General features: G+C 68.3%; 8 protein-coding genes. 3 read left to right on the top strand and 5 right to left on the bottom strand.

All coding sequences use genetic code 11. From position 1 onward, the window contains the following. Positions 1 to 114: 114 nt before the first annotated feature. From AC1RCS_RS20025 to nirB, 4 genes are all read right to left on the bottom strand, one after another. On the bottom strand, positions 115 to 2,952 hold the full coding sequence (locus tag AC1RCS_RS20025; protein ID WP_492245535.1) for a nitrate reductase: 2,838 nt from the start codon (positions 2,950 to 2,952) through the stop codon (positions 115 to 117). 121 nt (positions 2,953 to 3,073) lie between these two features. Next, on the bottom strand, positions 3,074 to 3,472 hold the full coding sequence (gene nirD / locus AC1RCS_RS20020; RefSeq protein ID WP_218294442.1) for a nitrite reductase small subunit NirD: 399 nt from the start codon (positions 3,470 to 3,472) through the stop codon (positions 3,074 to 3,076). 82 nt (positions 3,473 to 3,554) lie between these two features. Continuing rightward, positions 3,555 to 4,346: a type IV pili methyl-accepting chemotaxis transducer N-terminal domain-containing protein gene (locus tag AC1RCS_RS20015; protein WP_218293867.1), complete on the bottom strand. Its 792-nt coding sequence runs from the start codon at positions 4,344 to 4,346 to the stop codon at positions 3,555 to 3,557. 20 nt (positions 4,347 to 4,366) lie between these two features. Continuing rightward, positions 4,367 to 6,811: a nitrite reductase large subunit NirB gene (gene nirB / locus AC1RCS_RS20010; protein ID WP_492245536.1), complete on the bottom strand. Its 2,445-nt coding sequence runs from the start codon at positions 6,809 to 6,811 to the stop codon at positions 4,367 to 4,369. Positions 6,812 to 7,143: 332 nt separating this feature from the next. Here nirB and AC1RCS_RS20005 point away from each other — a divergent pair, with 332 nt between their 5' ends. Continuing rightward, positions 7,144 to 8,907, top strand: a complete 1,764-nt coding sequence (locus AC1RCS_RS20005; RefSeq protein WP_492245537.1) for a bifunctional protein-serine/threonine kinase/phosphatase — start codon at positions 7,144 to 7,146, stop codon at positions 8,905 to 8,907. A 215-nt stretch (positions 8,908 to 9,122) separates the two neighbouring features. Here AC1RCS_RS20005 and AC1RCS_RS20000 read toward each other — a convergent pair whose 3' ends face one another. Then, on the bottom strand, positions 9,123 to 10,340 hold the full coding sequence (locus tag AC1RCS_RS20000; RefSeq protein ID WP_492245538.1) for an MFS transporter: 1,218 nt from the start codon (positions 10,338 to 10,340) through the stop codon (positions 9,123 to 9,125). Between the two features lie 517 nt (positions 10,341 to 10,857). Here AC1RCS_RS20000 and AC1RCS_RS19995 point away from each other — a divergent pair. Continuing rightward, the gene (locus AC1RCS_RS19995; RefSeq protein WP_492245539.1) at positions 10,858 to 12,519 is read left to right on the top strand and encodes a methyl-accepting chemotaxis protein; all 1,662 of its coding nucleotides are present in this window, start codon (positions 10,858 to 10,860) and stop codon (positions 12,517 to 12,519) included. Between the two features lie 459 nt (positions 12,520 to 12,978). Then, a complete protein-coding gene (locus AC1RCS_RS19990) occupies positions 12,979 to 13,464 on the top strand; it encodes a DUF2199 domain-containing protein (protein ID WP_369641893.1) in 486 nt (161 codons plus the stop codon). Positions 13,465 to 13,475 lie beyond the last annotated feature (11 nt).

The following is a 13,475-nucleotide window of genomic DNA, read 5'->3' as shown; positions in this document are numbered from 1 at the left end:
ACAGGCGTACTGTCTGCGCCGAAAATGCCTAGCTGGAGCCCTGTTGCACAAGTCCTTGTGGGGGTTCTAGGGGGAACTGAGCCGCTATTTTCCTGCAACCCAGAGAACTTTTGGTTATATGGTGGCCTGCGCCAGGGGCTTGGACGCCAATGGGCCGGTGGCGCGCACCATGCGCTTGAGTTCTGGCAGGCACGAGCCGCAGTTGGTGCCGCAGCGCAGCTTGCCTTGCAGCTGGGCCAGGCGGTCGTCGTCGGTGCCGTGGCAGCGCGCCAGCTCGGCGGTGATGGCGGTGTCCGTCACGTTGAAGCAGGTGCACACCGATTTGCCGCGCGACTGCACGGCCACGGGGGCCTTGGCGCCGGGCACCAGCAGCAGGCGGCCGTAGGTCTGCGCGGGCAGTTCTTCCTGCAGCAGGGTCTTGAGCCAGCCCTCGGCGCTGGTGTCGCCCGCCAGCACGATGCCTTCGAGCGTGGTGGTGTCACCGTGGCGTGCCAGCCGCGCGGCGCGGCGCTGGCCGCGTTTCTTGTCGGCGTAGCGCAGCGTGTCGGTGGTGGCCAGGCCCATCAGGGCTTCGATGTGTTCCACCGTGGCGTCCGGCGGGGCTTCGTGCGCGGCGGCGCGCAGCAGCACACCCACGCGCTCGCGCCCGGGTTCGCCCAGCGGCGTGTTGTTGCTGAAGGGCACGCAGCTGGCAAACGGAAACTGCGCCATCAGCGCGGACAGCGCCTCGCGCGTGGCCTGGGCGCTGCTGGCGGGCAGCCAGGCCATGGCCAGCAGCGTCCAGGGCAGCTCGGCCTTGAGCACCTTCACGGCCGCGTGCTTGAGCTCAGGCTGCTTGGACGTGGGGCAGTAGGCCGAGGTGGTGAGTGCGTTCACGCCCGCCAGCCGCTCGCCGGTGGACGAGCAGCCGCTCAAGAACTCGCTGCCCCAGTGCATCGCCATGAAGGCCTGCGACAGGCCCACCGTGGTGTCGGCCTGCGCGGGCACCACGATGGTGCCGCGCTTGCTTGTCACATAGACCAGGTCGCCGTTCTTCAGGCCGCGCCGCTCCATGTCCTGCGGGTGCAGCTGCACGCTGGGCTCGGCCACGTGGCCGAAGAGGCGTCCCAGCGTGCCGGTGCGTGTCATGCCGTGCCACTGGTCGCGCAGGCGGCCCGTGGTCAGGCTGAAGGGGTAGCGCGATTCGCGTTGTTCGGCCGTGGGCAACCAGGCGTGCGGGGCAAAACGTGCGCGGCCGTCGGCGGTGGGGAACACGCCGTCTTCGTACAGGCGCGCCTTGCCGGTGGTGGCGCCCTCGGGCAGCGGCCACTGTTGTGGCCCTTGGGATTCGAGCATCTCCCACGACAGGCCGGTGATGTCCAGGTCGCGCCCTCGCGTGCTTTCGCGGTGCTCGTTCCACACGGTTTCGGCGCCCTGGTCGGCGTCGCCAGTGGCGTAGGGGAACAGCGTGGGTTGGCCGGGCCGCAGGCGGGCCTCCAGCTGGTGCGCGAACTGCACCGCTATGGCCCAGTCGTGGCGTGTTTCGCCGGGGGCGGGCACGGCAGAGCGCACGCGCGAGATGCGGCGCTCGCTGTTGGTCACGGTGCCGGTTTTTTCACCCCAGGTGGTGGCGGGCAGCAACAGGTCGGCGTACTGCGCGGTGGCGGCGGTGGCAAAGGCCTCCTGCACCACCACGAACTCGGCGCGCTGCAGCGCGCGGCGCACGGTGGCCTGGTCGGGCATGCTCTGCGCGGGGTTGGTGCAGGCGATCCACAGGGCCTTGATCTCGCCGTCGGCAGCGGCCTGGAACATCTCCACGGCCGTCTTGCCCGGCTTGCTGGGCACATCGGCCACGCCCCACAGCGCGGCCACTTCGGCGCGGTGCTGCGGGTTGGCCAGGTCGCGGTGGGCGCTGAGCAGATTGGCCAGGCCACCCACCTCGCGCCCGCCCATGGCGTTGGGCTGGCCGGTCAGGCTGAACGGGCCCGCGCCGGGCTTGCCGATCTGTGCGGTGGCCAGGTGCAGGTTGATGAGCGCTGCGTTCTTGGCCGTGCCGCTGCTGCTCTGGTTCAGACCCTGGCAGTACAGGCTGAGCGTGGCTTTGGACTGCGCAAACCACTTGGCGGCGGTGGTCAGGTCGGCCACCGAAATGCCACAGGTCTGCGCCACGCGTTCGGGTGTGTAGTCGCGCACCAGGGCCTTGAGTTCGTCGAAGCCCGTGGTGTGCGCGCCGATGTAGGCGGCGTCGATCCAGCCTTCCCACAGCATGATGTGCAGCATGCCGTTGAACAGCATCACGTCGCTGCCCGGCTGGATGGGTAGGAACAGGTCGGCCATGCCGGCCGTGTCGGTGCGGCGCGGGTCGGCCACGATGACCTTCATGCCGGGGTTGGCGGCGCGCGCGTCCTCGATGCGGCGGAACAGGATGGGGTGCGCCCAGGCCGCATTGCTGCCCACGATGAACAGGCACTGCGCGTGTTTTACGTCGTCGTAGCAGGCGGGCGGTGCGTCGGCGCCCAGCGTCTGCTTGTAGCCCGCCACGGCGCTGCTCATGCACAGGCGCGAGTTGGTGTCGATGTTGTTGGTGCCGATCAGGCCCTTGGCGAGTTTGTTGAAGACGTAGTAGTCCTCGGTCAGCAACTGGCCGCTCACGTAGAAGCCCACGGCGTCGGGGCCGTGCTGCTGGATGGTGTGGGCAAACTTCTCGGTGGCCAGGCCCAGGGCCGTGTCCCATGAGATGGCGCGTGGAGCATCGCTGCGCTGCAGACGTTGCTGCGGCTGCAGCAACCGGGTCTGCAGCGTGATGGGGCTGCTGGCGGTGAGGTGCAGGGTCGAGCCCTTGGTGCACAGGCGGCCAAAGTTGGCGGGGTGGTTTGGGTCGCCCCGCACGCCGGTGATCTGGGGGCCGTCGCTTTCGATGATCACGCCGCAGCCTACGCCACAGTAGGGGCAGGTGGATTTGGTTTCTTGCATGGCGTGGATTCCGGTGTTTTTGTGCTCCAGCGCTTGTGTGGTAAGCGCTGAAAGCTATGAATTTGTTAGCGTTTTCGGGCGACAGGCCTTCTGGCGCGGAGCTGGCTCCGGGGCTTCTTCTTCACGCCGCCACGCCGCGCCGCGCGGGCCCGGCCAGCGGCCGTGCCAGGTCCAGCGCGTGCGAGGCCAGTTCCGTGGCGTCCAGGTACACGCTGCCGTCTTCCACCTTCACGGCGAAACGCGGCGTGCAGCCTTCGTCGGGCGCCGAGGCCTGGCCGTCGCACAGGCCGATGGTCCAGTTGTGCAGCGGGCACGCCACGTGGGTGCCAAACACGATGCCCTGCGACAGCGGGCCGCCCTTGTGCGGGCAGCGGTCCAGCAGCGCGAACACGCCCCCGGCGTCGTTGCGGAACACGGCCACGTCCAGGCCCTGGGGGCGCGCCACGCGGCGCGAGCCCAGCTCGGGGATGTCGTCCACGCGGCAGATCAGCTTCCAGTCGGCGGGGGTGGTCGTGGTCATGGTCATGGCGATGATTCCTTCGATTTTTTTGTGTTGCGGGGGCGTGGGGCCGTGGGACGGGGTACCGGACGAACAGCCGGGCTCAGGCGGAAAGCGCGGCGTACAGGCCGGTCACGCGGTCCATGCTGGAGAGCAGGTTCTCGCTGGCCACGAACACCTCGGCCACCTGGCGGTTCACGTTGCCGCCGCCCTGCATGCGCTGCAGCGCGGCGTCGAAAAAAACCCACTGCCCGTCGGCCAGCTGCAGCTCCTGGCGGATGCGGCTGGTGGCCTGGGGGGCGTTGCGCAGCAGCTCGGTGGCGGCGATGAATTCGCCGCGCGCCTTGGCGATCTCGGTGGTGGCGGTGGCCGCGTCCACGGGCAGCATGGCGGCCAGGTAGAACTTGGCCATGCGCTGGCTCAGCATGCGCTGGCGGCCCGCAACGTTGACCAATTGGCCCACGGGCTTGCCCAGCGCGGCTTCGTACTGCGTGGTGCCCTGATGGGCCAGGGCCAGCACCTTGGCATCGGCCTGCAGCATGGCGCTGGCGTTGTCGGCGGACGAGGTTTCGGCCGCCAGCGTGACCTTGTGGGCGGCCCAGGCGGTTTCCAGCTTCACATAGGTCTCGCGGATGGCGGGCGAGGGCGCAAAGGCCTTGAGCTCCGCCAGCTGGCGCTCGAACAGCGCGATGGACTGGCCCAGCACCTGGCGCGCCGTGGGCGTGTCGGCCTTGTGGGACAGGGCCAGCCAGGCCTTGCCCACGCGCTGGCTCAGCATGCGCTGGCGCCCGGCCTTGTTGATGGCGTCGTTGAGGTCGGTGACCTGGGCGTGGGCGTTGCCCAGCGGGGCCAGGGCGCCGCAGGCCGCGGCGGTCAGGAGGGTTCTGCGTTGCATGGGATGTGCTCCGTGGGGACTCAGGCGCCCAGGGGGGCGAACTGGCGGGTGTCCACCGCCGCCTTGTCGAACTCGAACCAGGGGTCGGGCTCGCCGTCGAGCGCGAACTGCAGCTGCTCCCACAGGGCCTTGCGGCCTTCGTGGTCTTCGAGGATGCGTTTTTTGACGTAGTCCAGGCCCACGCGGTCCACGTAGTGCACGGTGCGCTCCAGGTACCAGCCCTCCTGGCGGTACAGCTCGCAGAACGCGCCCGTGTACTCCAGCACTTCCTCGGCGGTCTTGAGCTTGGTGAAGAAGTGCGCCACCTCGGTCTTGATGCCGCCGTTGCCGGCCACGTACATCTCCCAGCCCGAGTCCACACCGATGATGCCCACGTCCTTGATGCCGGCCTCGGCGCAATTGCGCGGGCAGCCGCTCACGGCGAACTTGACCTTGTGCGGGGCGTACATGCGCCACATGGCGCGCTCCAGGTCCTTGCCCATTTGCGTGCTGTCCTGGGTGCCCATGCGGCACCACTCGCTGCCCACGCAGGTCTTCACGGTGCGCAGGGCCTTGGCGTAGGCGTGGCCGCTGGGCATGCCGATGTCCTTCCACACATTGACCAGGTCTTCCTTCTTCACGCCCAGCAAATCGATGCGCTGGCCACCCGTGACCTTGACGGTCGGGATCTTGTACTTGTCCACCGCGTCGGCGATGCGGCGCAGTTCGTCGGCCGTGGTCTCTCCCCCCCACATGCGCGGGATGACGCTGTAGGTGCCGTCTTTCTGGATGTTGGCGTGGCTGCGTTCGTTGATGAAGCGGCTTTGCGGATCGTCCCTGGCCTCCTTGGGCCAGGTGCTGATGAGGTAGTAGTTGACCGCGGGGCGGCAGCTGGCGCAGCCATTGGGCGTCTTCCATTCCATGAACCTGAACACGTCGGCGATGGTCACCAGCTTGGCTGTGCGGATCGCATCGCGCACGGCCTGGTGGCCGTGGTCGGTGCAGCCGCACATGGCCTTGGTCTTGGGCGTGGCGCTGTAGTCGCCGCCCGCCGTGAACATGATGATCTGCTCCACCAGACCGGTGCACGAGCCGCAGGATGCGCTGGCCTTGGTGTGCTTGCGCACTTCGTCCAGCGTGAACAGGCCTTTTTCCTTGATGGCCTTGCAGATGGCGCCCTTGGTCACGCCGTTGCAGCCGCAGACCTCGTCGCTGTCCTGCATGGCGGCGGCCTTGCTCTGGCCCTGGTGGCCCGTGTCGCCCAGATGCGATTCGCCGAACATGAGCTTGTCGCGCAGGTCGGTCACGCTGCGGCCGTCGCGCAGCAGCTTGAAGTACCAGCTGCCGTCCACCGTGTCGCCATACAGGCAGGCGCCCACCAGCTTGTCGTCCTTGATGACGAGTTTCTTGTACACACCGCCGAAGGGGTCGCTCATCACGATTTCCTCGGTGCCTTCACCGCCCTGGAAGTCGCCGGCCGAGAACAAGTCGATGCCGGTGACCTTGAGCTTGGTGGAGGTCAGCGAGCCCTGGTAGCGGCCGATGCCGAACTCGGCCAGGTGGTTGGCCAGCACCTTGCCCTGCTCGAACAGCGGGGCCACCAGGCCATAGGCAATGCCCCGGTGCGCGGCGCATTCGCCCACGGCGTAGATGCGTGCGTCGGTGGTGGTCTGCAGCGTGTCGCTCACCACAATGCCGCGGTTCACGTGCAGACGCATCTTTTCAGCCAGCGCGGTGTTGGGACGGATGCCCACGGCCATCACCACGAGGTCGGCGGGCACCTCGGTGCCGTCCTTGAATTTCACACTGGCCACGCGGCCATCGGCGTTGCCCACGAGTTCCTGCGTCTGCGCACCGATCAGGAACTGCATGCCGCGCTGCTGCAGCGAATCCTGCAGCATCTTGCCCGCCACGTCGTCGAGCTGGCGCTCCATGAGCCAGCCCGCCACGTGCACCACGGTGACCTGCATGCCGCGCTTCATGAGGCCGTTGGCGGCCTCCAGGCCCAGCAGGCCGCCGCCGATGACCACGGCGTGTTTGTAGGTGGCGGCGGCGTCGATCATCGCCTGGGTGTCGGCGATGTCGCGGTAGGCCAGCACACCCTTCAAGTCCTTGCCCGGCACGGGCAGGATGAACGGGTTCGAGCCGGTGGCCATGATCAGGCGGTCGTATTCGGCGGTGATCACATCGCCTGCGGCACTGGTCGCGCTGACCACGCGGCGCACGCGGTCCACGTCGGTCACCGTGAAGCCGGTGTGCAGCGTGATGTGGTTGTCGGCATACCAGGACCAGTCGTTCAGAATGATCTCGTCGATGGTCTGCTCGCCGGCCAGCACGGGCGAGAGCAGGATGCGGTTGTAGTTGGGGTGCGGCTCGGCGCCGAACACCGTGATGTCGTACAGATCGGGGGCAATCTTGAGCAGCTCTTCCAGCGTGCGCACACCGGCCATGCCGTTCCCCACCATCACCAGCTTGAGCTTTTTCATCGTGACTCCGTCCGTTGCGCCGCCGGGGCGGCGCGAAAAACAAAAAAGGCGTCCACACGATGCTGCTTCGAATGCGATTCGAAACGGCATGTGGGGACGCCTTTGTCCGTACAACTCCTCGGTGCGCCATTGCACGGCTGAATTGCGGGACCCCGCAGGGTCGTTGCCTACGTTAAGCAATGCTTGTGCCAGTCGCCCTGCACGCATCTGGGGCGCGGGCTGGCGCCGGGCCCGGAGAATGGGGCAGGCCGGGGCCGGACCCGTGCCGCCCCGCGCACCCGGCGGGCGCGGCATGCACCACCTTGGGCATGAAACCTGCATGGAGCTGGTGCATGAGTTTTGAACTGGACTTTGGCTACACCTCGCAGGCCGGGCGCAAGGCGTTGAACGAGGACTTCGCCGCGCTGGTGTCCGGGCAGGGGCGCGAGCGCGAGCGGGGTGCCATCGCCGCCATCGCCGATGGCGTGAGCACCGGCGGCAATGGCCGCGAGGCCGCCCAGACCACGGTCAACACGCTGGTGAACGACTACTTCGCCACGCCCGACACCTGGGACACCACGGTGGCGCTGGACCGCATCCTGTCCGCCCACAACGGCTGGCTCGCGTCCATGAACCGGCGCCGCCAGCCCGCGGTGGGGCTGACCACCGTGACCGCGCTGGTGCTGCGCGGCCAGTCGTATACGCTGGCCCATGTGGGCGACACGCGGGCCTACCTGCTGCGCGGCGGCCGGCTGCAGCAGCTGACCGCCGACCACGTGATGTCGCAGCACGACTTCGCCCACCAGCTCACCCGTGCCATGGGCCTGGATGACCATGTGGTGGTGGACTACAGCCAGGGCGAACTGCACAGCGGCGACCTGTTCGTGCTGCTCTCCGATGGCGTGCACGGCAGCCTTCCCGTGCGCGAACTGCGCCAGCTGCTGCGCCAGGGCGGGCCGGCGCAGGCCCTGAGCGACGGGCTGGTGCAGGCCGCGCTGCGCCGTGGCAGCAGCGACAACGTGACCGCGCTGATCGTGCAGGTGCAGGGCGTTCTGGAGGCCACACTGCAGGATGAATCCCGCCGTGCGCAGGACCTGCCCGTGCTGCCCCTGCTCAAGGTGGGCGACACCGTGGATGGCCTCACGGTGACGGCCCTGGTGGCCGACAGCGGCATCCACCGCATCTACCAGGTGCGCGACGGGGCCACGCAGCGGCTGTATGCCCTCAAGACCCTGCTGCCCGCGCGCGCCCACGACGTGGAAGAGCGCGCCACGCTGGCGCACGAGGCCTGGGTGGCGCGGCGCATGCAGTCGGGCCAGGCCGCAGCCCATCTGGCGCGGCTCAACGACTGGCCATTGGGTGCCACCGGCACGGGCGACGGCGCGGGGGCCAGCGCGTTTTACCTGCTGTACGACTGGCATTCCGGCGACACGCTGGGGCAGCGCCTGCGCCACCGCCAGCACCTGGCCGTGGGGCAGGCCGTGACGGTGGCCGTGCAGGCCGCGCGCGTGCTGGGCTGGCTGCACCGCCAGGGCGTGGTGCACCGCGACATCAAGCCCGACAACCTGCACCTGGGCGACGACGGCGTGCTGCGCGTGCTGGACCTGGGCGTGGCCCTCTCGGGCCGCGAGCCCGAGGCCACCCGCCGCCTGCACGCGGGCACCCCCAGCTACATGAACCCCGAGCAGTGGCCGGGCTACGAACGCAACGGCGATCCCGCCGGCCAGCTGCCCGACGCGGGCAGCGACCTGTTCGCGCTGGGCGTCACGCTGTACCAGCTGCTCAGCCACGGGCGCCTGCCCTATGGCGAGGTGGTGCAGTACCAGCTGGGCCGCTACCACCGCGACCCTGTGGCCCCCAGCCGCCACAACCCGGGCGTGCCCATCTGGCTCGACCAGATCGCCCTGAAGGCCGTGGCGCGCCACCGCGCGCAGCGCTTCGAGACGGCGGAGGAGCTGCTGCTGGCCCTGGAGCGCGGCGCGTCGCGGCCCCTGTCGGCCCCCGGCCCCCAGCCCCTGATGCAGCGCGATGCCACGGCCCTGTGGAAGATCGCGCTCGCGGTGAGCGTGCTGGTGAACCTGCTGCTGATCTACTGGCTGCTGTTCCTGCCCCGGTAGGGGGCGGCAATGGTGGCTTTTTGCTATTAAAAACATAGCTGCTGGCGCCGATGGAGAAAGCGCTAGGGCCTGTTTTTACTTCAAAATAACATCGCGGTGGTGCGCGGCCTCTGAAGCCGCCCCGGCCCCTGCCGGGATGCCGGGCAGGGGCTTGTCCTTTCGGGCGGCCCGTGCCCGCGCCCCCGTGGGCAGGCACAAGGCAAGGCCGCAATGCCTCAGGAGGAAATCCTGGCCCGTCCGCCGCGTTCGGCCCAGGTCCGCGTCCAGCGGATCTGCATCACGCGCAGCAGCAGCAGCATGGCCAGCGCACACACTGCGATGCCCACGAAACCCCACAGGTAAGTGCCCGTGTACTGGCGCGAGATGCCCATGCCGTTGGGGATGAGGCCGCCGCCCAGCGCGCCGATCTCACCGATCATCGAGCCCGCCACCGCCGTGGTCAGCGGCCAGCGCAGCGGCACCAGCTGGAACAGTGCGCCATTGCCCGCGCCCAGCGCTGCAAAACACACCAGGAACAGCAGCATGGTGATGGGCAGCGAGTTCTCTGCCAGGCCGCACAGCACCATGCTCACGGCCGTGATGGCGAGCACGCCCGTCAGTGTGTTGACGCCGCCCCAGTGGTCCGACAGCCAGCCGCCGAATATGCGCAGGGCCGCGCCCAGAAAGGCCGCCATCATCGTGAGCTGGCCTGCCTGCACCTTGCTCACGCTGAACTGGTCGTAGAAGTAGCTGGGCAAAAAGGCGGTCAGGCCGATGAAGCCGCCAAACGTCACGGCGTAGATCAGGCTGAAGGCCCAGCCGTCCTTCTCGAACAGGCAGGCAATGTGTTCACGAAAGCTGCTGTGGGCCGCGAGGTCTGGAGGTTCCTTCGCGTAGACGGCCATCACCAGCGCGGGGATGGCCACGCTCACGGCGGCAAAGCCATACACGGCCTGCCAGCCGAACTTTTGCGCCAGCGCGGGGGCGAGCAGGGCGGCCACCGCCGTACCCACGTTGCCGGCGCCCACGATGCCCATGGCCAGGCCCTTGTAGCGCGGCGGAAACGAGCCCGAGCCCAGCGACAGCGCCACGCCAAAGCTGGCGCCCGCCACGCCCAGCAGGATGCCCATGGCCAGCAGGTCGTTGTAGGTGTGTACGAACATGTAGCCAAAGCCCATGGCCAGGAAGATGCCGGCCATCTCGACCAGCGTGGCGTTCTTGCGGCCGATGTACTGCGCCAGGATGCCCAGCGGAAAACGCATGAGCGCGCCCGCGAAGATGGGGATGGACAGCATCATGCCCATCTGCGTGGGGGTGAGCTGGAAGGCCTCGCGGATGAACGGCGCCATGGCACCGTTGATCACCCAGATTGCGCACGAGAAACCGAAATACAGAAAGGACGACCACAGCGTGGGCGCGTGGCCGGACTTGAGGAACTCGCGAAATTGAAGCATGGCGATCTTGCGCAAAAGGGCCGTGGTGCCTGCCGCAAGCACACCCCAGCCGGGCAGAAAAACAAAAAGGCGCCTGCATGGACTGCTCGGGCTGTGTCCCAGCCTGTGCCTGCCCATGAAGACGCCAACGTCCTGTTCGCCCAATCCGCCGTTGCACCGGGCTGACACGCGGCCCGCATTGGCCGCAGGCTTCCTCAAGCAATGGCTGTGCCAAGCCGGTGCATTGCCAAAGCGCAAATGGAACCCAGCCCGGGCGCCATCATGCGCCAGCGTTCGCTGCGGCCGGGATGGGTGCCCGGCCGGCGGGGTGTCTGGAATGGTGCAGCGCAACGCACCAACCCGGTGTGGGCGCGATGCACCTGTTTGGGGAATTTTGGCGCGGCACGGCCCGAATTTGTTTCAGGATTGCAAGTTCCTGGATTAGCATGGTTTGCATCCGTGCCTGGCGTGTCTCGTGGTGCCAGGGGGCGGTGGACCGAGCAACGGCCTATTCCCATTCTTTGATGAGGGACCCACCATGCGCGTCAATCTGCCCGTCAGCACCCAGGAATATGCGTTTCCCGCCGGCCAGACCCTGGTGTCCACCACCGATCTCAAGGGGCGCATCCTGTACTGCAACCCGATGTTCATCGAGGTCAGCGGGTACGAAAAGGAAGAACTCCTGGGCCAGCCGCACAACATGATCCGGCACCCGGACATGCCCGAGGAGGCGTTTCGCGACATGTGGGACACCATCGCCAGCGGCGCACCCTGGTCGGCGGCTGTCAAGAACCGGCGCAAGGACGGCTCTTTCTACTGGGTGATGGCCAACGTGACGCCCCTGATGCAGGGCGACCAGCCCACGGGCTACATGTCGGTGCGCACCGAGGCCACGCGCGAAGAGATCCAGGCGGCCGACCGGCTGTACCGGCAGATGCAGGCCGAGAAGCAGGCCGGCACGTCCGTGCACGTGCTGCGCGCGGGCCAGCTGGTGAAGAACACGTCCTGGGGGCGCGTCGCCGGCTGGGTGCGCCTGGGGCCCCTGGGCAAGATGATGCTCTGCACGCTGCTGCTGGTGCTCGCCTCGTTCGGGGCCGCATGGCTGGGCGGGCATGCGGTGACGCTCGCGTCCGGGGTGGCGTGGGTGGCCGTGGCGCTGCTGGCGCTGGCCATGGCGGCCTACCTGCACAAGGTCACGGTCGCGCCGCTGGCGCAGATGCTGCGATGGGCCAACCGCATGGCGGCAGGCGACCTGACGCAGAAGATCAGCGCCACGCGCAGCGACACGGTGGGCGACCTGCAGAAGGCGCTGGCGCAGCTCAACGTGAACCTGCTGTCCATCGTGCGCGACGCGCGCCAGGAGAGCGAGCACATGCAGGTCTCCACCCGCGAGATCGCGCAGGGCAACCAGGACCTGTCGGCGCGCACCGAGGCGCAGGCCGGCAACCTGCAGCAGACGGCCGCGTCGATGGAGGAGATCACCGGCACCGTCAAGCAAACCGCCGAGTCGGCGCGCCAGGCCACGGTGCTGGCCACGCAGGCCACCGGGGTGGCCGAGCGCAGCAGCGAGGCCGTGGATGGCGTGGCCAGCACGATGAAGCAGATCCAGGCCGCGTCGGGCCGCATCAGCGAGATCACGCAGCTCATCGACTCCATCGCGTTCCAGACCAACATCCTGGCGCTCAACGCGGCCGTGGAGGCCGCGCGCGCGGGCGAGCAGGGGCGGGGGTTCGCGGTGGTGGCGTCGGAGGTGCGCAGCCTGTCGCACCGCACGCAGTCCGCCGCCAAGGAAATCCGCCAGCTGATCGACGACTCCGCCACCAAGGTGAGCGAGGGTCATGAAAAAACCGACGCCGCGCAGAAGACCATGGCCGAATCGCTGGAGCTGGTGCGCAGGGTGAACACGCTGATCGGCGAGATCCACAGCGCGTCCAACGAACAGCTCAGCGGCATCTCGCAGGTGAACTCGGCGGTGGCCCAGCTCGACACCATCACGCAGCAGAACGCCGCGCTGGTGGAGGAGAACGCCGCGTCGGCCATGCAGCTCAACGGCCAGGCCCAGACCATGACCGAGACGGTGCAGGTGTTCCGCATCGATGCCTCGGCGCCCGCGCAGACGCGCGATGCGGTGGCGCTGCGCAAGGAGATGAAGGGCGGCCAGGCGGCAAAGTCTTCCGGCCGCGCGCTGGCGCCCGTCTGACAGGCGCCGGGCGGCCGGTTGCGTGGGCGGCGGCCCACGGCCTCGCGGGACATGGGTTCTTGCACGCCCGCCCCCCGCCGGTAGGGTGGCCGCGGCCGGCGGTGTGCGGTAGCCTTCGCGGCCAGGGCAGGGCGCGGGTGCCTGCCTGCTGATGGAGACCATGGCAGTTTCAACCACCGAACGATTCATCGCGACCTGCCTGCATGGCTGCGTGCGCGCCTGCTGCAAGAGAACGCAGGCACCGTTGTGCGGCGCAGGGCTGGTGCCTGGTGCAGCCGTACCTCCATCGGCCCGTGGCCGGGGGCTGGAGTGCGTCGGCAAGCTGGGCAGCCGCCCTGTGCGGGCCGGTGCGCTGAAGGCGTGGCCAAGCGGCACGCCGCTGTTGCCGTACCAGGACGCGCGGGTGTCCGTGGCACGCCACGCCGGTGCATAGTGCGCACATCACAGGAGTCGATCCCTATGGCATACACCTGCGCGAGCTGCGGCAAGGACCACGATGAACTCTCGCCCTACATGATGTGGCGGCTGCCGGACCCGGCCCTCGAGCGTGAGCATGAACTCGTGTTCGACGACGACTTCACCTGCCGCATCGGCGACGAGCAGTACTTCATCAGCTGTGAGCTGGAGGTCCCGTTCAAGGCCGATGACCTCAAGCCGCTGGGTTTCATCTGCTGGGCCCGGGTGGACCGCGAAACATACGACCGCTACCGCGGCTATCGCGAGCACGAGGACACGCTGGCGGAATACGCCGAACTGGTGCCGGGCACGTTGGCCAATCCCATCCCCTGCGTGCCCGGCTCCTCTGGCACGGCCGTGGGCCTCAAGGTGCTGGCCGGCGACCCCACGCCCTACATTCGCTGGGTGGATCCTGGCTCGGCCGTGGCGCACCTTCTGGCCCGGGGCGCAACGGTCGGGTATTGGCACGAGGCCATGGGCGCGGGCTGAGGATGTGGGCT

Source organism: Acidovorax sp. GW823-FHT01C06, from assembly GCF_058798375.1.
This window is presented reverse-complemented; position numbering and strand designations above follow the sequence as displayed.

Excerpts from the sequence above, each read along its gene's own strand:
- AC1RCS_RS20025 (WP_492245535.1), bottom strand. The coding sequence starts at position 2,952 with ATGCAAGAAACCAAATCCACCTGCCCCTACTGTGGCGTAGGCTGCGGC.
- nirD (WP_218294442.1), bottom strand. The coding sequence starts at position 3,472 with ATGACCACGACCACCCCCGCCGACTGGAAGCTGATCTGCCGCGTGGAC.
- AC1RCS_RS20015 (WP_218293867.1), bottom strand. The coding sequence starts at position 4,346 with ATGCAACGCAGAACCCTCCTGACCGCCGCGGCCTGCGGCGCCCTGGCC.
- nirB (WP_492245536.1), bottom strand. The coding sequence starts at position 6,811 with ATGAAAAAGCTCAAGCTGGTGATGGTGGGGAACGGCATGGCCGGTGTG.
- AC1RCS_RS20005 (WP_492245537.1), top strand. The coding sequence starts at position 7,144 with ATGAGTTTTGAACTGGACTTTGGCTACACCTCGCAGGCCGGGCGCAAG.
- AC1RCS_RS20000 (WP_492245538.1), bottom strand. The coding sequence starts at position 10,340 with ATGCTTCAATTTCGCGAGTTCCTCAAGTCCGGCCACGCGCCCACGCTG.
- AC1RCS_RS19995 (WP_492245539.1), top strand. The coding sequence starts at position 10,858 with ATGCGCGTCAATCTGCCCGTCAGCACCCAGGAATATGCGTTTCCCGCC.
- AC1RCS_RS19990 (WP_369641893.1), top strand. The coding sequence starts at position 12,979 with ATGGCATACACCTGCGCGAGCTGCGGCAAGGACCACGATGAACTCTCG.